The sequence below is a fragment of the Streptomyces sp. NPDC102274 genome (genome assembly GCF_044766385.1).
Taxonomy (GTDB): domain Bacteria; phylum Actinomycetota; class Actinomycetes; order Streptomycetales; family Streptomycetaceae; genus Streptomyces.
Genome location: NZ_JBIWLW010000010.1, coordinates 119,085 through 143,189, shown reverse-complemented (window position 1 = coordinate 143,189; position 24,105 = coordinate 119,085). Strand labels below are relative to the sequence as shown.

Here is a 24,105-nt window from a genome sequence, read left to right as displayed (position 1 = left end):
GCCCCCATCCCCCGACGGCGAGGCGGCATGCGTGCGGCTGATGTGTGCCGCCCTCAGCCGCGAAGCCACCGTTGGTCGGACTGGAGGCCGGGTGGCATGAACCGGCGGCAAATCGACGCCGCTTCCGACGGCGGTCCGCTGGACTCCGTTATCCGGCGTACGGCAGCGGGGCGAGTCCGGCGATCCCCGGGTCGACGGTGAACACGGCGCCCGCCGCCGGGTCGTCGCCGTCCGCGAGGCCCTGCCGCGAGGTGGTGACGAAGAGCCGGCGATAGCTGTCACCACCGAACGAACAGGCGCTGACCTGGCGTGCGTTGACCTCGACCACCTCGTCCAGGGCGCCATCGGCGGCGTAGCGGCGGACGGCGGATCCGCCCCACAGAGCGACCCACACTCCCCCTTCGGCGTCCACGGTCAGGCCGTCGGGGGAGCCGTCGCCCGGATCGATGGTGACCCAGGGCTCGGGGGTGGAGAAGTGTCCGGTCGACGGGTCGGTCGTGATCCGGGCGATGGTCTGCGTGGGGGTGTCGACGTAGTAGGCGAAGTCACCGTCAGGGGCCCACGCGAGGCCGTTGGATATGGTGACCCCGGTGTGGACGAGAGAGGTGGCACCGTCGGGGGCGAGGCGGTGGACGGAACCGGCACCGGGGCGGGCGTCGTACGCCATGGAACCGCAGTAGAAGTTCCCGGCCGGATCGCAGGCCCCGTCGTTCATCCGGACCGTGGGATCGCTCCACAGCTCGTCGCCGGGGGTGACCGTGCCGTCCTCGGCCACCAGGACGAAGCCTCGCTCGACGGCCGCGACCACACCGCCGGAGCGCCGGGGCCGCCAGGCCGCCGCGACCTCGCCGAGATGCCACCGTTGGTACGCACCGCCGCCGTCGGCTTCGGTGTCGAAGGTGAGGAGGTCGCCGGCCAGCAGGTCGACAATCCTCAGCCGCCCGGCGCCGGGATCCCAGCCGGGGCCCTCGCCGTGATGGGTGACGACCCCGGTCCACTGTTCGGCGCGCATAGCGGCCCCTCTCGTCCCAGCCTTCCGGAGGCCCCGGCACCCCGACGGCTCCGCTCGCGATCACACGCATGCTAGTGCCTGTCTTCAAAGTCCCGCCTGCCCGGCGGCGCCCGGCACGCACGCTCGCCGCATAACCGTCGAAGTGTCAGAAACTCGCTGGTCCAGCCGACATCCGCATGGTGATACTCATGTTCATGGCTCACGATGACCTCACCGGAGACGTCCCCCTCAACCCGGCGTTGCGTCGGGTTCTGGCACGGGCCGGCGATCCGGAACTGTTGGAGCTGCTGGCCGACGGGATGTCGGGCGCGGATCTGACCACGCTGCTGCTGGAGGTGTTCCGGCGCCGGGCGGACCAGGTCTCGCCGGCCGAGGTGATGCGGCGCTATCGCAGCGATCGGTTCGTGGCCCCAGCGCCGGTCGGCTTCGCAGCGCTGCGCCGCGCCGAGGACGCGTTGGTGTCGGCGTTGCCCGACGACTTCGAGGTTCTCGTGCTCGCCCCGGTTGTGCCGCTGGCCACGCATTCGGCCGTCGCGACCGTCGATCCGCGCAAGGTGATCGCGACTGTCCGGGGCAGCGAGGTGGCCGCCGACCCGACGAACGCACTGGCGTTGGAGGCATCCCACCGACGCTCCCTCGCCCTGGCCGTCGACCCGCGCTCGAACGCGCCGGTGCGGCTTGCTGCGAGCCAGCGAGTGGCGCGTGCCCAGTGGACCGACGACCCAAGAATGCTCGCCCACTTTCAGCTCTTCGGTCTGGTGACCGCGGGCCGGGACACCGGCAACCGACTCTTCGAGCGGCGGCACTTGGTCGAGCACCTACGATTCGCCGCGCGGGCCATGGCCGATGTCGGGGCACAGGACACACGGATCCGGCTGACCTTTCCGGAGGACGCGACCGGTCCGACGCTGGAGCAGGTGCGCCACGACCTCGCCGGACTGCCAGGAGTCGAGGTGTGTGAGGACCCCGACCGGGCCACCGGACGCGGCTACTACACCGGCGTCTGCTTCAAGATCTACACCAATATCGGAGGCCAACAGCTGGAAGTCGGCGACGGCGGCTTCGTTCAATGGAGCCAGCTGCTCACCGGTAACCGTAAGGAACGCCTGCTGATCAGCGGATTCGGCGTCGACCGCCTCGCCGAGACCGTATACGTGCGAGGTGGTGACCACCATCGAGCGAACCCGGATGAGAGGAACCCGCATGGATGACGACGCACTGCTCGCAGAACAGAGGGCCTACTACAGGGCCGGAGCCGCCGAATACGACCGGCCCTATGCGGAGCGCGAAGACCTGCGGGAGTTGCTGACCGTCGTCGATGAACTCCCGATCGCCGGGGATGTGCTGGAGTTGGCCTGCGGAACGGGTCAGTGGACCCCGAGGATTGCCGCGAGGGCGCGTTCGGTGACGGCTGTCGACGCGGCAGCCGAGGTGTTGGCCCTCGCCCGTGCGCGTACCGCCTCGCCCAGTGTTCAGTTCATTCAGGCCGACGTGTTCGAGTGGCGTCCGCCGCGGCGCTACGACACCGTGTTCTTCGCCTTCTGGCTTTCCCATGTTCCGCCGGCGCGGTTGCCCGACTTCTGGAACGCCGTCGCCGCCGCCCTCGCCCCGGGCGGCAAAGCGATCTTCATCGATGACGGTCCCGCCGTGGCCGCCGAGGAGGAAGTCCTGACGGATCAGCCCGTCCCCGCGGCGCTGCGCCGACTCGATGACGGCAGCCAGTACCGCATCGTGAAGGTATTCCACGATGCCCGGACGCTCACGGACGACCTGACCGCGCTGGGGTGGTCGGTCCGCATCCGGCCCGTGGCGAGGAACTTCGTCGGCGTCACGGAACCGCCGGCCGCCCCTGGCCCCGGCTGAGGAGAGCGAGCCGAGTTCGCGAGGTGCGGCAGGGCCGGCGGAGCTCGAACGGTGTGGTCCATCCGCCCCGCCCACAGCGCCGCCGGTCCCCCGGCGACGCCACGCCGTGTGTGCGGGGCCCGCGTCCTACGGCTTGGGCAGGGTGCAGCCCGTACGGTTCAGGTCGATCTTGCTGCCGGTGCCGACGCACGGCACGATCCCGTAGGTCTCCTGGGCATAGTTGATGCCCTGACGCACGGTCACCGTGCCGTTCTCGTCCACCTCGCACGGGTTGTTGACCGTGCAGCGCCCGCCGCTCTCATTGCCGGTGTTGTTGACGGCGACTACCTTGCCGGTGGTGTTGTCGATCACGGGCGAGCCCGAGGTACCGCCTATCGTGTTGCACGCGGAGGTGTAGCGGACCGAGTCCTTCCAGGTCCAGCTCCCTTCCTTCAACTGGTAGGCGAATCCATCGATGTTGCAGCTGTAGATCCGCTTCCAGTAGCCGGAGACGACCTTGATCGCGGTGCCCTGGACCGGGCGGGTGGCGTTGAGTTCCAGCGCCGATATCCCGTACGAGCTCTGTATCTGCGCGTAGGTGCTGGTGAGTTGGTACAGCGACACATCGGTGTCGGTCATCGTCGCGTACGCGATCTTGCTGGCGCGCAGGGTCGCGACGCCGGTGCCCGAGGAGTTCAGCAGGCTGAAGGTGCGGGTGGATGCCCGGTCCACGATGACCTGGCCGGCGGCGGGCATGCCGCTCTCCAGGCAGTGGCCGTTGGACAGCACGAGAGCGGGGTCGCTCGGTTGCGAAGCGGGCGTACGGACAACGGAGCCGGAACAGTTGCTGAGCGCCACCGTTCCGGCGAAGTCGACTGCCTGGACCTTGGCTTGGGCGGGTGCCGCGATCCCGGCGGCCTTCGTGGGCGCGCCCGCGTCATGGCCTGTGGCCATGGCGGGTGCCGCTCCCGCTCCGAGGAGCAGAACGGCGAGCAGCGCGCCGAGGAGAGGCTTTCTCATGTGGGGTCCTCTCTGTGACCGAAGTTCCTTCGGTTTTGTCATGGGCATTGTTGACGCATGTGTGGCAGCGGGCAACCATGCCTGGACGAGTGAGCCCGAAGTAGCGACGTCCGCCCGGGGGACGGGCCTGACCCCTTTCGCGGGATCCCTGGGATTCCGGCCCGTGACATGACGGTGGGGCGGCGCCGGCCCGGCACCGCCCCCACCGTCAATCCCTTCAGCTGATCAGATCGTTCCCCGCCTTCACGGCGTCGGCCCCGGCCTTCACCGCGCCCTTCACGGCGCCCACCTTCTTGTCGACCTTGCCTCCGAGGACACCTTCCACGACGGGCTCGGCCTTGGTGCCCACGGTCGCCGCGGTCTGCGCCGTGCTGCTCAGGGTGGAGCCGAATTCGACCGCCTGGGCGGCGGGGGCGACGGCGGCGAGCAGCGCGGAGCCTGCCGCGGCGGCGGTGAGAAATCGATACGCGTTCATGATCGGTGTAACGCGTGGAGACGACAGAGGACACGCGTCCCTCCACCGGCGGGCGGAGGGCGTCACGGGCGGGCCGAGGCATGGGCGCGGTTCTCTGTCAGGCCGCCCCCGCCCTCGCCTCCGTTCCCGTACCCGTACCCGCGATCACCTCCGGGCGCAGCAGGGCCATGAGCCGGTCGGCCGGCAGCAGCCCTCGTTCCAGGACCAGTTCGGCGACACCGCGCCCGGAGGCGAGGGCCTCCTTGGCGATCTCGGTCGCGGCGAGGTAGCCGATATGCGGGTTGAGCGCGGTGACGAGCCCGATGGAGTTCTCCACGCTCGCGCGCATGGTCTCGGTATTGGCGGTGATACCGGACACGCAGCGCTCGGCGAGCGTGACGCAGGCGGCCCGGAGATGGGTGATGCTCTCCGAGAGGGAGTGCAGGATGACCGGTTCGAAGGCGTTGAGCTGGAGCTGCCCCGCCTCCGCCGCCATGGTGATGGTGACGTCGTTGCCGATCACCTCGAAGGCCACCTGATTGACGACCTCGGGGATCACCGGGTTGACCTTGCCCGGCATGATGCTCGAACCCGCCTGCACCGGTGGCAGGTTGATCTCCGCGAAGCCCGCGCGCGGTCCCGAGGAGAGCAGCCGCAGATCGTTGCAGCTCTTCGAGAGCTTGACCGCGATGCGCTTGAGTACGCCGGAGAGATGGACGAAGGCGCCGCAGTCCTGGGTGGCCTCGACGAGATTGGCCGCGGTGATCAGGGGCAGTCCGGTGATGGCGGCGAGATGGCGGCGGGCGGCCTCCGCGTAACCCGTCGGGGCGTTGAGGCCGGTGCCGATGGCGGTCGCACCGAGGTTGATCTCATGGACGAGGCAGACGGCCTCGGCCAGCCGGCACTCGTCCTCCTCCAGCATCACCGCGTACGCGGAGAACTCCTGGCCGAGGGTCATCGGCACCGCGTCCTGGAGCTGGGTCCTGCCCATCTTGAGGATCTCGCGGAACTCCTCCGCCTTGGCCGCGAACGCCTCGCGCAGGATCGTCATCGCGTCGAGCAGTTCCCGTACGGCGATGATCGTGGCGACATTGACGGCGGTCGGGTAGACGTCGTTCGTCGACTGGCTGAGGTTGACGTCCTCGTTCGGGTGCAGCTCGTGGTAGTCGCCCTTGGCGTGACCGAGGATCTCCAGCGCCCGGTTGGCGATGACCTCGTTGGCGTTCATATTGGTCGACGTACCGGCGCCGCCCTGGATCACGTCCACGACGAACTGGTCGTGCAGCAGGCCCTCGTCCCTGATCTCCCGGCAGGCGGCGGCGATGGCGTCGGCCTTCCCGGCGGTGAGCAGCCCGAGGTCCTGGTTGGCGCGGGCCGCGGCTTCCTTGACGGCGGCGAGCGCGTTGATCAGATGGGGGTAGGCGGCGATCGGAGTACCGGTGATGGGGAAGTTCTCCGAGGCGCGCAGGGTGTGGACTCCCCAGTACGCGTCGGCGGGGATGTCGCGGTCGCCCAGCAGATCGTGTTCGCGGCGGTGGCCGACAGTCATGTCGCGGGTCCTTCGTGAGCTGAGGGTGGGTGTCCCGTAGCAAAGGGACGAGGGAAGGCGGGAAGGCGGGGCAACGGAACGGCGGAACGGCGAAGCCGTGGAACGGTGTTACGCGACGGACGAGGCGGGCGGCGCGGACGGGACGGGCGGAACCGAACCTGCCGACGGGGCGAAGAAGGGGACCAGAGCGCCTGCCGCACGCAGGTTTCCGACCTCCTGTCCGCCCCCGATGACCGGCGCGCGGTCGAATCCGGCGAGGATCTCCGGGTCGATCCCGCACCTGGCGAGAGCCGCCGCCGTCACCGGCATCCTGGCGCGGTCGGCGCCGTCGGCTATCTTCACGCCGACGGCCCGCCCGTCCGGCAGCGCCGCGATCTGTACGCCCTCGAACCCGTCCTTGGCGAGCAGTCCCGGGACCGCGCGCATCAGCCGGGCGACATCCCGGCCGCTGCCGGAGACCATCTCCGGGTGCTCGCGCATGGCATGGGCGATCCGGCCCTCGTCGGTGCCGGGCGCGGCCGTCGCGATCCGGGCCGCGGCCCGGGTGAGACCGTGCAGGGACACGGCGAACAGCGGCGCGCCGCATCCGTCGACCGTCACCCGGGCGATCGCCTGCCCGGTCAACTCCTCGACGGCCGAGGCGATCTCCCGCTGGAGCGGATGCCCGGGGTGGAGGTAGTTCTCCAGCGACCAGCCCCTGGCCTGGGCCGTCATCAGCATGGCGGCGTGCTTGCCCGAGCAGTTCTGGGCGAGCCGGCTCGGGCCGCGCCCGGCCCGGATCCACTCGTCACGCACCGCCGGGCCGTACGGCAGATCGGGCACATTGCGCAGGTCGTCCTCGGTCAGTCCGGCGGCGTCCAGGATGCGCCGGGCCGTGGCCAGATGACGTTCCTCGCCGGAGTGGCTGGCCGCGGTGAGGGCCAGCGACTCGCTGTCGAGCGGCAGCAGTCCGGCGCGCAGCAGTCCGACCGCCTGGACGGGCTTGAGCGCCGAGCGGGGGTAGAAAGCGGCCTCTATGTCGCCCGCGCGGAACTCCACGCTGCCGTCGGCCGCGAGGACGACGACCGAGCCGTGGTGGACGCCCTCGATGACGCCTCCCCGTACGACATGCGCGACGGGGACATGGGCCGGTTCGCGGACGGCGGGGGGCTCTCCCCGTACGGGGCGTGGCGGGGTGGCACCCGCTGGGGTGGGGTGGCTCATGCTCAGCTCTCGTTGTCGTTCTTGGTACCGGCGGAAGTCCCGGTACCGGCGGAAGTCCCGGTACCGGCGGAAGTCCCGGTACCGGCGGAAGTCCCGGCAGCGGCAGCGGTCCCGGCAGCGGCTTTCCACGGCGAGCCGGGGAGCCGGCGGGATGGTTCACTCACGCCCGGTCTTCGCCTTCTGTGCCGGACACCGCGCGCCGCGGCGAGCGCACGATGGTGGTCAACGTCGACTCGACGCGGGCCAGATGGTGGGTCATGGCGTCCACGGCGTCGTGCTCGGAACGGTCGACGAGCGCGTCGACGATCGCCTGGTGCTCCTGATTCGACTGCTCGCGCCGGCCGCCCAGATCGTTGAGGAACGCCGACTGGCGGGACAGCGCGTCCCGGATCTCCTCGATGACTCTCCGGAAGACGGGGTTCTGGGCGGCCCGCGCGACCGCGAGATGGAAGAGGGTGTCCATCGCCACCCACGCGGTGGTGTCGGTCTCCCGTTCCATCCGCTCCAGCAGATGCGCGAGATGGTCGAGGTCCTCGGGGGTGCGGCGGAGCGCCGCGTAACCGGCCACCGGGATCTCCACATGGCGGCGCACCTCAAGGAGGTCGCTCGCCGAGTAGTCACCGAAGGTCGGGTCCTCGACCGGGCCGTGGGAGAGGACGAAGGTGCCCTTACCGGTGCGCGAGGCCGTGAGGCCCATGGTCTGGAGCGCGCGCAGCGCCTCCCGGAGCACGGGTCTGCTCACTTCCAGGCGGCGGCAGAGCTCCGCCTCGGAGGGGAGCTTCTCCCCCACGGCGTACTCGCCGCGCTCGATGGCACCGCGCAGATGACCGAGCACCGCTTCCAGGGCGCTGATCCGCTTGAGCGGTTCGCCAGCTGTCTGGCTGTCTGACAGGTTCACCCGCGCATCCTGAACCCCCGGGGAGATCGCTGTCAAGAACGCCCTTCGCGGAGCGGCTCGGGGTCAGGATGAACACCGTCCTCCGGCACGGCAAGACCACTGACCGAACGGGCGGGCGGACTGGGCTGATCGCGGTCCGCGGCCACGGAGAGGCACGGAGAGGGGAAGGGGCAGGTGGCCCCCGCAGGCAGCCGCGCACTTCGCGTTGTCGGCGAGGTATTCGTCGGTGACAGACACATATGTCCCACTTTCCATAGCTGACCGGATCAGGGTAGAGGCCCGGCATTCGGCTACAGAGGATGACAATCCATCCCATCACGACATCGCCACGCGGCGGCGACATCCGGGGGCCGCGGCAGTTGCGGCGCCGTCAGAAGGGCCGGTCGCCCGCGATGGCGACGCGCTCGGCCACGCGGCGGTGCGGAGCGTAGTCGTTGACCGCGTAGTGCTGGGTGGCGCGGTTGTCCCAGAAGGCGATGTCCCCCGCCTGCCAGCGGAACCGCACCTGGTACTCGGGCACATGGGCCTGCTGGAACAGCAGGCGCAGCAGCCGGTCGCTCTCCGCACGCTCCAGCCCCACGATCCGGGTGGTGAAGGAGGTGTTGACGAACAGCATCCGCCGGCCGGTCTCGGGGTGGCGCCGTACGACGGGATGCTCGACGGGCGGGAACAGCTCCTGGAACGGGGCCAGTTGGGCGGGTGAGGAGAACCGCGCGAAGCCCGGGACGAAGTCGTGCACGGCACGGGCGCCGTCGATACGATCCTTCACGCCTTGCGGCAGATTGTCGTACGCCGCCGCCATGCAGGACCACATCGTGTCACCACCGACCGGCGGCACCTCGCGCAGTTGGAGCACCGCGCCCAGCGCGGGCCGCTCACGGAACGTCACATCCGTGTGCCACACATTCTCGAAGGTGGGCACGGCGCTCCGGTCGAACCGGACCACCTCCGGGGCGTCGCCGGTGGCCAGCAGCGGATTGGTCTCCAACTCGCCCCAGTTGCGGGCGAAGGCGCGCTGCGCCTCGGACGACAGATGCTGCCCGCGGAAGAAGAGCACCTTCCACTCCAGCAGCGCCCGGTTGAGCTCGTCACGCACGGCGGGCGCGGGCGGGAGGGACAGGTCGAGCCCGCGGATCTCGGCGCCGATGATCCGTCCCTGCGGGACGACGTCGAAGAGTTCGTAGGGCCGGTCCTCCCACTTCTCCGGGAGGCGGCGGAGCGCGCGGGGGCCTTCGTACAGGCCGTCGGCGGGTATGCGGTGATCACGCAGTACGGGTGACACGGACGGTGCGGAGGATACGGAGGCGGCGGAGGGGGTGGAGGCGGCGGAGGGGGCGGCGATGGTCACGGGTCTCCTCTGGGGTAACGACGGGAGGCACCACACAGGGCAGTTCGGCGGAGCAGGATCCCGGAGCGTACGGGCCGTCGACGACAGGCCGGTGGGGCTACGGGTGGCGTCGCGGATCAGCGACAGGAACGGGCCGGGGGAGATCCCACCCGGCCGCGGCGACGCAGAAAGCTGTGGCCGCGGGGCTCGCACTCACCGTGGGGGCCGCTGTGGCGCGGCTCCGCTGCACGGAAGTTCGAGTACGTACCCATGGCAGGCACGGTACCTCAGATCGCCCGCCGGAACGTGGTGAGGAGCTGTCTCGTCCGGCTCGCGGACTCCGCGTGGGCCACCATCCGGTCCATGACCCGCATATGTTCGGTGACCTCGGCGTCCTGATCGAGATAGAGAGCACCGGTCAGATACTCGATGTACACCATGTCGGACACTTCGGGCATATCGAAGCGGAACAGCACGAACGGACTGTAGGTGCCGGGGTGATGGCCCGCGGCGAACTCGGCTATCTGAATCGTCACATTGGGCAGTTCCGTCGCCTCGAGCAGCCGGTCGATCTGTGCCCGCATCACGGCCGACGAGCCGACGGGTCTGCGCAGTACCGTTTCGTCCAGGACGACCCAGAGGGTCGGGGCTTCCGCGCGGGTCAGCAACGCCTGGCGCCGCTTGCGCAGCGCGACATGGCGTTCGATCCTGCCGGGGTCGGTCATCCGACCCAGGGCGCCCGCGGTGAGGACCTCGCGGGCGTACTCCTCGGTCTGGAGCAGCCCCGGTACGAAGTGCGGTTCGTAGGAGCGAATGGTCGTGGCGGCCTCTTCGAGGCTCACGTATCCGCTGAACCAGTCCGGGAGTATGTCGTGGAACCGCTGCCACCAGCCCGGTTCGTTCGCCTCGTCGGCCAGTCGCAGAAAGATCTCGGCCTCGTCGGCGGGCACGCCGTACGCGGGTAACAGGATCTGCACGTAGGGGATCTTGAGCGAGACCTCGGCCGTCTCCATCCGGCGGACGGTGGCGGCGGTGACACGCAGCAGCCTGCCCGCCTGCTCCCGGCTCAGGCCCGCGCCCTCGCGCAGGGTCTGCAACTGCTTGCTGAGGACGAGTTGGCCGATCGTCGGCGCGGAGCGCGGCTCGCTCACATCCCACCTCTACGCACCACAGCACCCCCCGAGCGCCACCGTTACACCGGGGAGTCTGCCACAGCGGCCCCGGCATGAACATGGGAATCTGACGCCTCGTCCGGAACTCCCAGGAGTGGTGACATCTTCGGCCGGGCCGAAGAATCCGGTGAGCTCGCGAACACGTCACCGTCCGAACCGCCGGCGCGGCGGCCGCATGCGCGACGATTTCAGCTACGGACCCGAGGGCGGCGTTCTCCCTTGACATGGCCGCTCCCCGCGCTGGTCAGAATCGCGCTCGCGACCACCTCGAAGAGGTGATCGGCGCGTGGTGCGAGCGAGGGTTGATCGCCGAGCCAGGCGAGCATGGCTACCAGCGCAAACAAATCGGTGCCGTCGATATCGCTCCGTGCCATGCCCGCGGCCTGGGCACGGGTGAGGAGCCGCGCACCGGCCGCGCGCAGGGTGACACACGAGGCGTGGAGCGCGGATTCGGTGTCCTCGATGGCGGCTGCCATCAGCACGGTCACGCCCCGGTACTCGGTTGTCCACGCGACGCAGTCGCGTAGCCACGAAACGAGAGCGTGTTCGGGCGAGCTCGACGTTTCGAGCTCGCCCGCCTTTGCCGTCAGCTCGTCGAAGCTCGCGCGGAGGAGGGCGTCGAGCAGGGCCTCGCGCGTCGGGAAGTGCCGCAGCAGCGTGGCGAGCCCTACGTCGGCTCTGCGTGCGATGTCGCGCAGCGATGCGTCGACGCCTTGCTCGGTGATGACGGCGCCCGCGACTGCGAGCAGATGGTCACGGTTCTTCCTGGCGTCGGCCCGCATCTGTCCCTCTTGACTATCCGGATCAGTGGTCCATATATTCGGATCAGTGGTCCGGATATATGGACCACTGATCCGATCAGCCTATCCCGCGGTGCGGGCAGGAGAAAATGATGCCGAAACACACGATGAGGGCGGTCCGGCTCCATGAACACGGCGACCCCGAGGTTCTGCGTTACGACGAGGTGCCCACTCCCGAGCCGGAGCCGGGTGAGGTGCTCGTTCGCGTTCACGCGGTCGGCGTCAATCCTCCTGACTGGTACCTGCGCGACGGGCTGACCAACCTGCCTCCGGAGACGAGGCCGAAGTTCAGCTTGCCCGTGATTCCGGGGACGGACGTGTCGGGCGTCGTCGAGGCCGTCGCCGCGGATGTGGACGGCCTCTCCGTCGGTGAGGAAGTCTTCGGTCTTCTGCGTTTTCCCAGCTTCGACGGCAGCGCATATGCCGAGTACGTGGCCGCGCCGGCGTCGGACCTCGCACGCAAGCCGGCCGGCATCGACCACGTGCACGCCGCCGGGGCGCCCATGGCCGGGCTCACCGCGTGGCAGTTCCTGATCGAGCTCGGACACGATCACCCCTCGCCCTTCCAAGCGGCGCGGCATCGCCCAATGACACTCGACGCCGACACGACGGTGCTCATCAACGGCGCCGCGGGCGGCGTGGGGCACTTCGCACTGCAACTGGCGAAATGGAAGGGCGCACAGGTCATCGCGGTGGCATCGGGCGCGCATGAATCGTTTTTGCGGGAGCTCGGCGCCGACCAGTTCATCGACTACACCAAGACTCGTCCCGAGGAGCTCGTGCACGACGTCGACCTCGTTCTCGACGCCGTCGGCGGCCCCGACAGCAAACGCTTCCTGCGCACGCTCAAGCGCGGCGGCGCCCTGTACCCGGTGTTCTTCGGCGACTACGACGACAAAGAGACCGCGAAGCTGGGCGTCGCGGTCTCGGCCACCCAGGTCCGCTCGAACGGCGCGCAACTCGCCGAACTGGGACGCCTGCTCGACGCGGGCACGGTCCGCGCCGCGATAGACAGCACGTATCCGCTCGCGGATGCCCGAGCGGCACACGAACGCGCCGCCCGAGGGCACATCCAAGGCAAGATCGTTCTCACGGTCGCCTAGGAGCCCTGTCCGGCGCTTGTCCTGCGTCGGCGCCTGTCCTGTGGCTGCCCAACCAAGCGACAGCGCTGTCCTGATACGGACGTGTCAGGACTCTCCCGAGACACGGCAAGTGGGGAGCGTGAAGCCCAGTTCCTCCGCCGCCAGGGCGGGGGTGGGCTGCGACCAACGCTTGACGGCGTGCTCGGTGCTGGACAGCGAGCGCGTCTCGGCGAGGTCGAGGTAGAGCGTTCCGCCGAGATGGTCCGTCTCGTGCTGGACGATACGGGCCGGCCACCCCGAGAACTCCTCGTCGAGCTCCCGCCCCCGCTCGTCCTGCCCGCGCAACCGGACCCGCGCGGGGCGTACAACCACCGCCTGCCAGCCGGGGACGCTCAGGCAGCCTTCGAAAAAGGCGGCCCGGTCGTCGCCGAGCGGCTCGTACGACGGATTGACCAGCACCCGGAACGGCTGCGGAACCCGTCCCCGTGCGGCCCGCACCTCGTCACTCACCTCGGCGGGATCCTCGATGACCGCGAGCCGCAGGGGGATTGCGACCTGAGGCGCCGCCAGTCCGACGCCGGGCGCGGCATGCATCGTCTCGCGCATCACGCGCACCAGACGCTCCAGCCGGGCGTCCCCCAACTGCCCCTCGTACGGGGCCGCGGGGCCCCGCAGCACGGGGTCGCCCGCGGAGACGACGGGAAGCGGCGAGGGCCCGTCGAGAAGGGAGTCGACGAGATCGGTGAGTTCGGTGTGCGTCATGGCCTGCATGGCCCCACTTTCCCAGACTCCGGGAAAGGGACTGCTCGCCGGGCAGGAGGCCGTACCCCTTTTCAGCAGCGGCGCACGGGGGTGTGCCCGTCGCCGGGGGACGGCGGCCGGCCCGCCCGGCGTACCGGGACAGGCCGAACCGCTCGACTCAGGCCTTTCGGCGGTTGCGGCCGCTCTTCATCGCCGCGCCCACGCACACCAGACCGAGCAGGATGGTCAGCGCGCCGATGACCGCGTTGGTCCAGATGATGCCCTTGTCCGGACCGGTGCCGACGATCCAGGGCGCGATGATCAGCCACACACCCATGAGGCACATGGCCCAGCTGAGGCCGTACATGCGCTGGGGCATGACGGTGAAGCCCACAGCCATCACCACGAGTGCGACTCCCATGATGAGGTTGTGCGCCGCCAGAGCGGGCTGGGTAGTTGAGAAGTGGATGATCCAGGGCGACACGGCACAGAACAGGCCGACGAGAAACACCGGTCCGTCCACGAGCGCCACGTCGCGTCCGCCGAGCATGCGGTTGTAACGCTCCCGCATCTCCGGGACATCGGGATGACCGGCCAGGTCCTGCCTCGTATGTGAGACGTCCTGCCGTTGTGAGACGTCCTGCCTCGTGTGTGAGACGTCGGCCATACGACTCGCCTCCTTCGATTGCGCAAGTCAGACCGCGATGCGCGGCATCGAGCCGCAACAGATCCATTCTGCGCGCTTTGACCAGTTTTGTGTAGCGGTGGGATAAGAAGAGCGAAATTTCTTTCACTCATAAAACACTGGCTGATCTCTTCTCATGGCGAAGCGCACCACACGGATCCGCCCGCTTCCGGTCAGGAGCGCCGGGGCACGTGGCGCACGCGCTGCCGTACGCGGCCCGCGCCCGCGCCACGTGCCCCGCTCGTCCGTCGGACCGCGCCGACGGCCGCCCGTACCCTGAGTCCGCCGGAACCGGAACAGAGGAGCGTACCCGTGGCCGAGGACATCGTCGCAGGCGTGATGCGGCAGTGGCAGCAGGTACTGCCCGAACTGGACACCGCCCCGATGGCGGTCATCGGGCGGCTCAACCGCTGTTCCGCGCTCCTCCAGCAGGCCGCCGACGCGCCCCTCGGGCAGGAGGGACTGACCCGGCCCGAGTTCGACATCCTGGGGACCCTGCGCCGTACGGACCGGGAGCTGACCCCGGGCCGGATCGCCCGGGAGACCTTCGCCTCAGGGGCGGCGGTGACCAAGCGGCTGCGGCAGTTGGAGGAGCGCGGACTGATCGCCCGGCGGCCGGACGACCGGGACCGCCGTGTCACGCATCTGTCCCTGACCGCCGAGGGACGTGAGTTGCTCGACCGTCTGCTGCCCGAGCAACTGGCTTACGAGGCAGCCCTGTTGGCTGGCCTCGGCACCCGGAGTCAGGAGCGGCTGGCGGGCGCGCTGGGCGAGTTGCTGGTCCTGCTGGAGGGCCGCCTCGGGAGCCTGCTGGACTGACACCGCCCGGACCGGCGCCGGTTACGGCCCGTGCAAGCCGCAGGTCACCCGCCGGGGCCCGGTCTTTCGGATCGCGCCCGACTCTTGACGTGGCGCGCCGTGGGGAAAGTCGTACCGGGAGACGCCTTCCCGCAGAGAGGACCTCCCCCGTGGCCGTCGAGGATTTCCCGCGCTATCCCCTGCTCTTCGGACCGAGCCCGATACACAGACTGGACCGGCTGACCGCGTTCCTCGGCGGCGCCCGCGTCTGGGCCAAACGCGAGGACTGCAACTCCGGTCTCGCCTACGGCGGGAACAAGACCCGGAAGCTGGAGTACATCGTCCCCGACGTGCTGGCCCAGGGCGCGGACACGCTCGTATCGATCGGGGGGTATCAGTCGAACCACACTCGGCAGGTCGCCGCCGTCGCCGCTCATCTCGGTCTCAAGGCCCGGCTCATCCAGGAGAAGTGGGTCGACTGGCCCGACCCGGTGAACGACAAGGCCGGCAACATCCTGCTGTCCCGGATCATGGGCGCCGATGTCCGGCTCGGATCGGCGGGGTTCGGTATCGGGATCAAGGACTCCTGGCAGCAGGCGCTGGACGAGGTACGGGCCGAGGGCGGCGCACCTTACCCGATCCCGGCCGGGGCCTCCGAACACCCCTTCGGCGGGCTGGGGTTCGCGAACTGGGCGTACGAGGTGGAGCGCCAGGAGGCCGAGCACGACGTCTTCTTCGACACGATCGTCGTCTGCAGCGTCACGGGTTCCACGCAGGCCGGGATGATCGCCGGATTCGCGGGCCAGGACCGTCCGCGGCGGGTGATCGGTATCGACGCCTCCGCCAGGATCGACGAGACCCGCGAACAGGTCGGGCGTATCGCGCGGCACACCGCCGACCTGATCGGCCTCCGGCGCGAGCTGCGCGACGACGAGATCAACGTGCTCGAAAGGTGGGCGGGCGAACGCTACGGCGTCCCGGTGGCGTCGACGCTGGAGGCGATCCGGCTCACCGGCCGGCTGGAGGGGATGATCATCGACCCGGTGTACGAGGGCAAGTCCATGGCCGGGCTGATCGATCTGGTGCGTACGGGCGAGATCGGCAAGGACTCGACGGTGCTGTACGCGCACCTGGGCGGCCAGCCCGCGCTCAACGCCTACAGCGGCGCCTTCGACACCTCCGACACCTCCGACAGCTTCCACAGCTTCGACTGATGGCGTGACCCTGCGACCCCGTGCCCCGTGCCCCCAGCCGCCATTGGCCCATGACCACGTGGCACAACCGCCGTCAGCCGAGGAACGCCGCCACTATCACCAGCCCCGGTACCGACAGCATCGTGGACAGCAGAATCGATTCGCGGGCCAGCCGCTCGGCGACGCGATAACGGGACGCGTACGTATAGAGGTTCTGCGCGGCCGGCAGGGCCGAGGTCACCACGACATCGAGCAGGGCCGCGCCGTGCAGCCCGAAGACCAGGGCCCCGAGCGCCCAGGCCGCCAGCGGCTGGCCCACGGACTTCAGGACCGCGGACAGCAGCACCGGCCGGCGGTCGGGGCCCCGGCCCGGCAGGGCGCTGCCGTACAGCGAGATGCCGAAGGCGAGCAGCACCGCGGGGACGGACATGTTGCCGATCAGGATCAGCGGGTCCAGTACCGGCCCCGGTACCGTCGCCCCCGTGGCCGCCACCGCGACTCCGCACAGCGAACTGGCCGCGACCGGGTTGCGCAGCGGCGTCGTCACCCGCTGCCACACCGGTCGTTTCTCGCCCGAGCCCGAGAGATCGAGCACCGTCAGCGCGATCGGTGTGACCACGATCTGCTGGAAGAGCAGGACGGGCGCCACCAGTGAGGCGTCACCGAGGACGTACACGGCGATCGGGATGCCGAGATTCCCGGCGTTGACGTAGCTGGAGCAGAGCGCGCCGATCGTGGTGGCCCCCACGTCCCAGCGGCGTACGAGCGCGACCGCCACGAACACACCGGCGGCGGCCGCCGTACTGAGCGCGGTGATCAGCAGTCTGCTGGAGAGGACCACCGACAGATCGGCCTGGGCCAGGGTCGTGAACAGCAGCGCCGGTGTGGCCACGTGGAACGCGAGTTTGGTGAGCACCTCGCGTCCGTTGTCCCCGAGATACTTGCGCCGACCTATCAGATAGCCGACGCCGATGACGATCGCGATGACGCCGAATCCGGTCAGTACGCCGCGCACCGCACGCCCCCGTCGGTGAAGAGGGCAGCCCTCGGGGGCGGTACAGATGCATGGGTCATGCACCCAACCTTCCCGGGGAACGTCACTCGGGGTCAACGTGATCTCGCGCACCGAGACCGGCCCGCCGCGCCGCAGCTCGGCCGGACAGGACCTGGCCGACGCCGGACAGCATCTGGCTGACGCCGGGCAGCACCTGGCCGACGCCGGGCAGCACCTGGCCGACGCCGGGCAGGACCTGGCTGACGGTGGGTCAGCTCAGTGGCTTGTCGACGACCGCCTTCGCATGGCTGAAGGTGTCGATCGAGTACTCACCGTGATAGCGCCCCATGCCGCTCGCGCCGACACCGCCGAAGGGCAGCTCCGGCATCGCCAGATGGGAGACGGGCAGCCCGAAGGTGAGCGCGCCGGAGGAAGTCTCCTCGGTCAGCCGCCGCTTGGTCTCCTCGGACTCGGTGAACCCGTAGAGCGCCAGCGGCTTGTCGCGGTCGTTGATGAAGGCGATCGCCGCGTCCAGGTCCGGTACGGAGATGATCGGCAGCACGGGGCCGAAGATCTCCTCGCGCATCACCGGGGCGTCCGGCGGGACGTCGGCCAGTACGGTCGGGTCGATATGGCGGGCCGCGCGGTCACTGCCACCGCCGAGGACGACGCGCCCGTCTCCGAGGAACGGGATCAGCCGGTCGAAGTTCCGCTCGTTGACGATCTTCCCGTACTTCGGGTTGCCCCTGGGGTCGTCCCCGTACAGGGACAGGACGGCGGCGGTCAGCCGCGGCTCCAGCTGCGCCGCCGTCTCGCCGATGGCGAGGATGTAGTCGGGCGCCACACACGTCTGACCCGCGTTGGCGAACTTGCCGCGCGCGATCCGCCGAGCGGTGACCTCCAGATCGGCGCCCGGCTCGACCACGGCCGGGCTCTTGCCGCCCAGTTCCAGCGTGACGGGGGTGAGATGGCGGGCGGCGGCGGTCATGACGATACGCCCGACCGGCCCACTGCCGGTGTAGAAGATGTGGTCGAAGCGCTGCTCCAGCAGGGCGGTGGTCTCCGGGACCGCGCCCTGGACCACGGCGACGGCCTCGTTGTCGAGATACCGGGGCACCAGCTCGGCGAGGGCGTCCGAGGTCGAGGGCGCCAGCTCGCTGGGCTTGATGACCACGGTGTTGCCCGAGGCGAGAGCCCCCACCAGCGGTGCGAGCACGAGCTGTACAGGGTAGTTCCACGGGCCGATGATCAGCACCACCCCGAGCGGATCCCGTACGACCCGGGCCCCGGCGGGGAGGAAGGCGTCGGGGACGGCGGCCGGCTTGGGGCGCAGCCACTCCTCCAGATGCTCGACCGTATGGTCCAGTTCGTTGAGGGTGAAGCCGATCTCGGCGCGGTACGCCTCGGCCGGATTCTTGCCCAGATCCGCGAGCAGGGCCGCCTGGAGTGCGTCGGTCCGCTCGGTGAGCAGCCGGCGCAGGGCGTCGAGCTGTCCCAGCCGCCAGGAGAGCGGCCTGCCGCGGCCGGTGTTGAAGGTGGCGCGCAGCCGCGCGACAGTGGCGGCGGGGGGCGCGGTGACGGTGGTCATGGTCGTGCTCCTTGCTCGGCGGGGTGCGGGGCTCGGTGAGCGGATGCCCGGTGTGCGGGCACCGGATCACTATGCGTGAAGGATGTATGCGGGACGCACGGGGGACGCATAAGGGTCGTATGCCGTATGAGGCATGCACGAGGGAAGGGAGGACAGACGGATGATCAGTGAAACCGCGGCGGCCCCTGTCGTCGGCACCGAATACGGCCGGGTGCGCGGCCGGATCGAGCGCGGGGTCGCCGTTTTCCGCGGTATCCCGTACGCGGCGGCGCCCGTCGGCCCGTATCGCTTCCGCCCGCCGGCCGCGCCCCCGCCGTGGGACGGTGTCCGTGATGCCTCCGCCTTCGGGCCGACCGCTCCGAAGCTGCCCTACGACCCGCCGCTGGACCGGATACTGCCCGATCCGTCGGTGCCGGGGGACGACTGCCTGAACCTCAATGTGTGGACCCCCGATCCGGGCGGCGCCGGGCTGCCCGTGATGGTCTGGATCCATGGCGGCTCGCTGCGGCACGGCTCGTCGGCCGTTCCCACGTACGACGGCGCCGCGTTCGCCCGGGACGGCGTGGTCCTCGTGTCGCTGAACTACCGGCTCGGTATCGAGGGGTTCGGGGTGTTCCCCGACGCGCCCGCCAACCTGGGGCTGCGGGACCAGCTCGCGGCGCTCGCGTGGGTACGGCGGAATGTGGCCGCCTTCGGCGGCGATCCCGAACGGGTCACCGTCTTCGGCGAATCCGCCGGGGCGTTCTCCGTCGCCGGGATCCTGGCCTCCCCGCTCTCCGCCGGCCTGCTGCGGCGGGCCGTGCTGCAGAGCGGCGTCCCGTCCGCCGTAGCCCCGGCCAGGGGGCGGCGCACCACGCGGCGCATCGCCCGGCGGCTGGGGGTCCCGGCCACGGCGGCGGCCCTCGCCGGGGTGGACCGCGACCGGCTGCTGCGGGCGCAGCGCGACGTCACCGCGGGCAGCCCGCTGGGCGGCGGCGCGAGCTTCGATCTCGTGGTGGACGGCGAGGTGCTGCCCCGTGACCCGGCCGCCGCGCTGGCGGCGGGGCAGGGCGCGGACATCGGTCTGCTGATGGGGACCACCTCGGAGGAGTACCGGCTGTGGTTCATACCCAGCGGTGCGCTCGACCGGATCGGTCCGGTCGCGCTGCGGCTGGCCATGGCCCGGTTCGGGATACGGGGCCGGACGGCGGCGGTGTACCGGGCCAACCGGCCGGACGCGTCGCCCGGGGAGCTGCTCGGCGCGCTCGCCACCGACCGGCTGCTGCGTATCCCGCTCACCCGGCTCGCCGACGCGCGCCAAAAGGCCCCGGCCGCCACCTACTTCTACGAGTTCGCCTGGCCCTCGCCGGTCCGGCGGCTCGGCGCGTGCCACGCCCTGGAGATCGGCTTCGTCTTCGACACCCTGCGGGAGCCGGCCACGCTCTCGCTCACCGGCACCGGGGCGCCGCAGTCCCTCGCGGACACCATGCACGGCGACTGGGTGCGTTTCGCGGCCACCGGCGATCCGGGCTGGCCCGCCTGGGACGCCTCGCGCCCCGTGATGACGTACGGCCCCGGCGCCCCCATGGTCGTCCACGCCCCCCGGGACGACGAACGCCGCGCCTGGGACTGACGGGCCGGAGACCGGAACGGGAACGCGGACGCGGCCATGCGGGGACGGCCGGCCCTTCCATGTACGTACCATTCCCGGTACGTACCAAGGGGGCCGGCTCGTCCCGTCATTGTGCCGACAGGCTCTCAGCGCAGAGTCGTCAGCGCGCCGCCGTCGAAGGGCACCAGCTCGTCCGCCCGTCCCTCGATCGTCTTCGCCGCCCACTCGGGGTCGGCCAGCAGCGCGCGCCCGACGGCCACCAGGTCGAACTCGTCCCGCTCCAGCCGGTCGAGCAGCGGGTCGATACCCGCGACCCCCTTCACCTTGCCCTGATCAACAGCCTCCAGGAACACGCTGTCCAGTCCGACGGAGCCGACGGTGATGGTGGGCCGGCCCGTCAGCTTCTTCGCCCAGCCGGCGAGGTTCAGCTCCGAACCGTCGAACTCCGGCTCCCAGTAGCGGCGTGTCGAGGCGTGGAAGACATCGGCGCCCGCCTCGGCCAGCGGGGTCAGCAGGCGTTCCAGCTCTTCGGGGGTCTCGGTGACCTTGGCGGTGTAGTGGTGCGCCTTCCACTGGGACAGCCGGAAGATGATCGGGAAGGACGCCGACACGGCCGCGCGCGCGGCCGCGACGATCTCGGTGGCGAAGCGGAACCGGGACGCCTCGTCACCGCCGTAGGCGTCGGCGCGCCGGTTCGTACGGGACCAGAGGAATTGGTCGATGAGGTAGCCGTGCGCTCCGTGCAGCTCGATACCGTCGAAGCCGAGGCGCTCGGCGTCGGCCGCCGCGGCGGCGAAGGCCGCGACCACCTCGTCGATTTCGGCGAGGCTCACCGCCCGGCCCGCCGGGTTGCCGTCCAGCCCCAGCCCGGACGGGCTGACCGCCTTCGCCACCGACTCGTCGTCGGTCACCCGGCCGGTGCCCTCCTGCCAGAGCTGCGGAACGATCCGGCCGCCGGCGCGGTGTACGGCATCGACGACCCGGGCCCAGCCGGCGAGCGCGTCCTCCCCGTGGAAGCGCGGGATCCGTTCCTCGCGCCCGGAGTAGGGATGGTCGACATGGGTCCCCTCCGTGATGATCAGACCCACGCCGCCGGCCGCCCGGCGCGCGTAGTACTCCGCGACATCGGCACCGGGGACACCACCGGGCGAGAAGTTGCGCGTCATGGGCGCCATGGCGATCCGGTTCGGCAGGACCAGGTCCCCGATGCTGAAGGGGCGGGAAAGGATCTGTCCCGCCCGGTTCGCCCGCTCGTTCGGTGTAGCTGATGTCGCCGGTACCGTCGATGTCACGGATGTTCTCCCTCGGATGGCTGGAGAGTGGTCGATCACTCCCCGCGCTCAACGAGATGGAGCGGGAGCGTATTCCCTGCCCGGAGGCTCACTTGGGCGGGGAGCGGTGACCGGGCCCGGGGCCGGAGAGGGTGCGCGCCCACGGGGCGTCCACCGCCGCCACGTCGAGGGCGGCGAGTACGTTGCCGAGCAGGCCGTCCGCGAAGAATCCGCGGATGCATTCGTCGGAGGCGAGGGACGCCGCCCGTACGTACTCCACCTGCTTCGCGTAACAGTCGCGCACGGCCGCGCAGATGGCCGGCTCGCTCGCGGCGCCGTTGGCCTGGAGCAGCACCATGACCAAGTCCCGTTCCTCGGTGGCCAGCCGGCGGAAGACCGACGCCATGGTGGTGAGCACCTCCGCCGGATCGGTGCTCTCGGCGGCGGCCAGACAGCGTGACATCCGCTCGCGCATCAGCCACGCGCAATGGTTGATCAGCGCGATGAACAGGGCTTCCTTGTTCGGGAAGAGCCGGTAGAGATAGGCCTGCGAGATACCGGCGGCCTCGGCGACCTCGGTGGTGCTCGTCCCGTAGTACCCGCGAGCCGCGAAGGCGTGCATGGCCGTGCGCAGCACCGTCTCGCGACGCTCGTCCGCGGTCGACAACCGGCGTCTTCCCGAGGATGGCATGTGAGTAACCAATCACTCTTTTGTCGACACTGTCAACGCGTTGCCCCGGGCAAGACCCAGGAGGGCACGGGCGGTCGGAGCTTTCCGGTCGGGGAGGTCCGGTCGGGGAGGTCCGGTCGGGGAGGTCCGGTCGGGGAGGTCGGCGACGAGGACACGTTCGTGCCGCGTGTGCGCCCCGCCACCGGTGGCGCCCATGCCGCGGGGGACCGCACGTTCGGGTGAATGTCGCCCGGCGGCGATTGCCGGACGCGGACGCCCCGATACGCCGCGATGCCACCCATCGGCCCAGTCACAGCACGCCTCCGGGGAATCCCTCCGGATCCGGTGACGATTCTCGCGACGCGCCGGAGGGGGGAAGGTTCGCACCGGCCCGGTGAAAGCAACGCCATGCTGCTGCCGAGTTCACACGCGACTGTTGACCGGAGGAGCGTTGCAGTGACCACGACGGGCACGGAAGAATCGGCGGAGGCCGACGACAGCTATGAGAATGAGCTGCCGGTACGGCGCAGGGAGCCGGGCAAAGTCATCGTGGGGTGGCTGACCACCACCGATCATAAGACGATCGGCACGCTCTATCTGCTGACATCGTTCGGGTTCTTCATCATGGCCGGGGTGTTGGCGCTCTTCATGCGCGCCGAACTGGGCCGTCCAGGTATTCAGATCATCTCGCACGAGCAGTTCAATCAGGCGTTCACGATCCACGGCACGATCATGCTGCTGCTGTTCGCGACACCACTGTTCGCCGGATTCACGAACTGGATCATGCCGCTGCAGATCGGCGCTCCCGATGTGGCGTTCCCTCGGCTCAACATCTTCGCGTACTGGCTCTATCTCTTCGGGGCGCTCATGGTCGTAGGCGCTCTGCTCACTCCGAACGGCGGGGCGAGTTTCGGTTGGTTCGCGTACTCACCGCTGACGGACGCGGTCCACTCGCCGGGGGTCGGCGGGGATCTGTGGATCATGGGTCTGGCGTTCTCCGGCTTCGGTACGATCGTCGGCGCGGTCAACTTCATCACCACCATCGTCTGTATGCGCGCGCCCGGCATGACGATGTTCCGGATGCCGATCTTCACCTGGAACGTGCTGCTCACCGCCGTACTGGTCCTGTTCGCCTTCCCCGTCCTGGCCGCCGCGCTGCTGGTCCTGGAGGCGGACCGCAAATTCGGCGCGCATGTCTTCGAGGCGGCCAATGGCGGGGCCTTGCTGTGGCAGCACCTCTTCTGGTTCTTCGGCCATCCCGAGGTCTACATCATCGCCCTTCCATTCTTCGGCATCGTCACGGAAATCCTCCCGGTCTTCAGCCGCAAGCCGGTCTTCGGCTATATCGGTCTGGTGGCGGCGACGATCTCGATCACGGGGCTGTCGATCACGGTATGGGCGCACCATATGTTCGTGACCGGTGGTGTGCTGCTGCCGTTCTTCTCGTTCATGTCCTTCCTGATCGCAGTGCCGACCGGGGTCAAGTTCTTCAACTGGATCGGCACGATGTGGAACGGTTCACTGTCCTTCGAAACGCCGATGCTCTGGTCGATCGGCTTCCTGGTCACGTTCCTCTTCGGCGGTCTGACCGGCGTCATCCTGGCGTCGCCGCCGCTGGACTTCCATGTGTCCGACTCGTACTTCGTGGTGGCGCACTTCCACTACGTGGTGTTCGGCACGGTGGTGTTCGCGATGTTCGCCGGATTCCACTTCTGGTGGCCGAAGTTCACCGGCAAGATGCTGGACGAGCGGCTCGGGAAGATCACTTTCTGGACGCTGTTCGCCGGTTTCCACGGCACCTTCCTCGTCCAGCACTGGCTGGGCGCCGAGGGGATGCCGCGCCGCTACGCGGATTATCTCGCCGCCGACGGTTTCACCGCGCTGAACATGGTCTCCACGATCAGCTCGTTCGTCCTCGGCCTGTCGATGCTGCCGTTCTTCTACAACGTCTGGAAGACCTCCAAGTACGGCAAGCAGGTCGAGGCCGACGACCCCTGGGGGTACGGGCGTTCGCTGGAATGGGCCACGTCCTGTCCCCCGCCGCGGCACAACTTCATGACGCTGCCGCGGATCCGTTCCGAGTCCCCCGCGTTCGATCTGCACTATCCGTCCATCCGGCTGCTGGACGAGGCGTTGAACAACCCCGCCGCCTCCGCCGCAGCGGCACCGGGTGACCAGCGAAAATAACCGGCCCGGCCCTTTGTACGAGCGGAGC

General features: G+C 69.7%; 22 protein-coding genes. 7 read left to right on the top strand and 15 right to left on the bottom strand.

The window, feature by feature from the left end:
- Nucleotides 1–148 precede the first annotated feature (148 nt).
- The gene (locus ACIRQP_RS16590; RefSeq protein WP_403889787.1) at nucleotides 149–1,012 is read right to left on the bottom strand and encodes an SMP-30/gluconolactonase/LRE family protein; all 864 of its coding nucleotides are present in this window, start codon (nucleotides 1,010–1,012) and stop codon (nucleotides 149–151) included.
- 194 nt (nucleotides 1,013–1,206) lie between these two features.
- On the opposite strand from ACIRQP_RS16590, the gene ACIRQP_RS16585 reads away from it, so the two are divergent.
- Nucleotides 1,207–2,223 carry a hypothetical protein gene (locus ACIRQP_RS16585; protein ID WP_403889784.1) on the top strand — a complete coding sequence of 339 codons (1,017 nt, stop codon included), beginning with the start codon at nucleotides 1,207–1,209 and terminating at the stop codon, nucleotides 2,221–2,223.
- On the top strand, nucleotides 2,216–2,875 hold the full coding sequence (locus ACIRQP_RS16580) for a class I SAM-dependent methyltransferase (RefSeq protein WP_403889781.1): 660 nt from the start codon (nucleotides 2,216–2,218) through the stop codon (nucleotides 2,873–2,875). The genes ACIRQP_RS16585 and ACIRQP_RS16580 overlap by 8 nt, the downstream gene beginning before the upstream one ends.
- Nucleotides 2,876–3,001: 126 nt before the next feature.
- On the opposite strand, the gene ACIRQP_RS16575 is transcribed toward ACIRQP_RS16580, so the two are convergent.
- The 8 genes from ACIRQP_RS16575 to ACIRQP_RS16540 form a co-directional block, all read right to left on the bottom strand.
- Nucleotides 3,002–3,874 carry a serine protease gene (locus tag ACIRQP_RS16575; protein WP_403889778.1) on the bottom strand — a complete coding sequence of 291 codons (873 nt, stop codon included), beginning with the start codon at nucleotides 3,872–3,874 and terminating at the stop codon, nucleotides 3,002–3,004.
- 217 nt (nucleotides 3,875–4,091) lie between these two features.
- Nucleotides 4,092–4,349, bottom strand: a complete 258-nt coding sequence (locus ACIRQP_RS16570; RefSeq protein ID WP_403889776.1) for a hypothetical protein — start codon at nucleotides 4,347–4,349, stop codon at nucleotides 4,092–4,094.
- Nucleotides 4,350–4,446: 97 nt separating this feature from the next.
- Nucleotides 4,447–5,877, bottom strand: a complete 1,431-nt coding sequence (gene aspA / locus ACIRQP_RS16565; protein ID WP_403889773.1) for an aspartate ammonia-lyase — start codon at nucleotides 5,875–5,877, stop codon at nucleotides 4,447–4,449.
- Between the two features lie 108 nt (nucleotides 5,878–5,985).
- Nucleotides 5,986–7,080, bottom strand: a complete 1,095-nt coding sequence (locus ACIRQP_RS16560; RefSeq protein ID WP_403889771.1) for an asparaginase — start codon at nucleotides 7,078–7,080, stop codon at nucleotides 5,986–5,988.
- Nucleotides 7,081–7,240: 160 nt separating this feature from the next.
- Complete coding sequence (locus ACIRQP_RS16555) at nucleotides 7,241–7,978, bottom strand: FadR/GntR family transcriptional regulator (RefSeq protein WP_403889769.1); 738 nt, start codon at nucleotides 7,976–7,978, stop codon at nucleotides 7,241–7,243.
- Nucleotides 7,979–8,348: 370 nt separating this feature from the next.
- Nucleotides 8,349–9,260 (bottom strand): TauD/TfdA dioxygenase family protein, encoded by a 912-nt coding sequence (locus tag ACIRQP_RS16550; protein ID WP_403890044.1) that lies wholly within the window; start codon nucleotides 9,258–9,260, stop codon nucleotides 8,349–8,351.
- Nucleotides 9,261–9,592: 332 nt separating this feature from the next.
- A complete protein-coding gene (locus ACIRQP_RS16545; protein ID WP_403889767.1) occupies nucleotides 9,593–10,456 on the bottom strand; it encodes a helix-turn-helix domain-containing protein in 864 nt (287 codons plus the stop codon).
- A 209-nt stretch (nucleotides 10,457–10,665) separates the two neighbouring features.
- A complete protein-coding gene (locus ACIRQP_RS16540; RefSeq protein ID WP_403889764.1) occupies nucleotides 10,666–11,259 on the bottom strand; it encodes a TetR/AcrR family transcriptional regulator in 594 nt (197 codons plus the stop codon).
- A 110-nt stretch (nucleotides 11,260–11,369) separates the two neighbouring features.
- Here ACIRQP_RS16540 and ACIRQP_RS16535 point away from each other — a divergent pair, with 110 nt between their 5' ends.
- A complete protein-coding gene (locus ACIRQP_RS16535; RefSeq protein ID WP_403890041.1) occupies nucleotides 11,370–12,380 on the top strand; it encodes an NADP-dependent oxidoreductase in 1,011 nt (336 codons plus the stop codon).
- A gap of 84 nt (nucleotides 12,381–12,464) precedes the next feature.
- Here the strand turns inward: ACIRQP_RS16535 and ACIRQP_RS16530 are convergent, their stop codons facing one another.
- Nucleotides 12,465–13,121 (bottom strand): peptide deformylase, encoded by a 657-nt coding sequence (locus ACIRQP_RS16530; protein ID WP_403890038.1) that lies wholly within the window; start codon nucleotides 13,119–13,121, stop codon nucleotides 12,465–12,467.
- Nucleotides 13,122–13,278: 157 nt separating this feature from the next.
- Nucleotides 13,279–13,767: an SPW repeat protein gene (locus ACIRQP_RS16525; protein ID WP_403889761.1), complete on the bottom strand. Its 489-nt coding sequence runs from the start codon at nucleotides 13,765–13,767 to the stop codon at nucleotides 13,279–13,281.
- A gap of 330 nt (nucleotides 13,768–14,097) precedes the next feature.
- On the opposite strand from ACIRQP_RS16525, the gene ACIRQP_RS16520 reads away from it, so the two are divergent.
- Complete coding sequence (locus ACIRQP_RS16520; protein WP_403889757.1) at nucleotides 14,098–14,604, top strand: MarR family winged helix-turn-helix transcriptional regulator; 507 nt, start codon at nucleotides 14,098–14,100, stop codon at nucleotides 14,602–14,604.
- Nucleotides 14,605–14,753: 149 nt separating this feature from the next.
- A complete protein-coding gene (locus tag ACIRQP_RS16515) occupies nucleotides 14,754–15,797 on the top strand; it encodes a 1-aminocyclopropane-1-carboxylate deaminase (protein WP_403889754.1) in 1,044 nt (347 codons plus the stop codon).
- A gap of 73 nt (nucleotides 15,798–15,870) precedes the next feature.
- On the opposite strand, the gene ACIRQP_RS16510 is transcribed toward ACIRQP_RS16515, so the two are convergent.
- Together ACIRQP_RS16510 and ACIRQP_RS16505 are read right to left on the bottom strand one after the other, a co-directional pair.
- On the bottom strand, nucleotides 15,871–16,791 hold the full coding sequence (locus tag ACIRQP_RS16510; RefSeq protein WP_403889751.1) for an AEC family transporter: 921 nt from the start codon (nucleotides 16,789–16,791) through the stop codon (nucleotides 15,871–15,873).
- Nucleotides 16,792–17,041: 250 nt separating this feature from the next.
- On the bottom strand, nucleotides 17,042–18,358 hold the full coding sequence (locus tag ACIRQP_RS16505; RefSeq protein ID WP_403889748.1) for an aldehyde dehydrogenase family protein: 1,317 nt from the start codon (nucleotides 18,356–18,358) through the stop codon (nucleotides 17,042–17,044).
- Nucleotides 18,359–18,518: 160 nt separating this feature from the next.
- Here ACIRQP_RS16505 and ACIRQP_RS16500 point away from each other — a divergent pair, with 160 nt between their 5' ends.
- Nucleotides 18,519–19,970, top strand: a complete 1,452-nt coding sequence (locus tag ACIRQP_RS16500) for a carboxylesterase/lipase family protein (protein ID WP_403889745.1) — start codon at nucleotides 18,519–18,521, stop codon at nucleotides 19,968–19,970.
- A gap of 125 nt (nucleotides 19,971–20,095) precedes the next feature.
- Here the strand turns inward: ACIRQP_RS16500 and ACIRQP_RS16495 are convergent, their stop codons facing one another.
- Together ACIRQP_RS16495 and ACIRQP_RS16490 are read right to left on the bottom strand one after the other, a co-directional pair.
- Nucleotides 20,096–21,241, bottom strand: coding sequence for an NADH:flavin oxidoreductase (locus ACIRQP_RS16495; RefSeq protein WP_403889742.1), 1,146 nt, complete (start codon nucleotides 21,239–21,241; stop codon nucleotides 20,096–20,098).
- 88 nt (nucleotides 21,242–21,329) lie between these two features.
- Nucleotides 21,330–21,887 (bottom strand): TetR/AcrR family transcriptional regulator, encoded by a 558-nt coding sequence (locus ACIRQP_RS16490; protein ID WP_403889739.1) that lies wholly within the window; start codon nucleotides 21,885–21,887, stop codon nucleotides 21,330–21,332.
- Between the two features lie 459 nt (nucleotides 21,888–22,346).
- Between ACIRQP_RS16490 and ctaD the strand changes: the two genes are divergently transcribed.
- Complete coding sequence (gene ctaD, locus ACIRQP_RS16485; protein WP_403889736.1) at nucleotides 22,347–24,077, top strand: cytochrome c oxidase subunit I; 1,731 nt, start codon at nucleotides 22,347–22,349, stop codon at nucleotides 24,075–24,077.
- The last annotated feature ends 28 nt before the right edge of the window (nucleotides 24,078–24,105 follow it).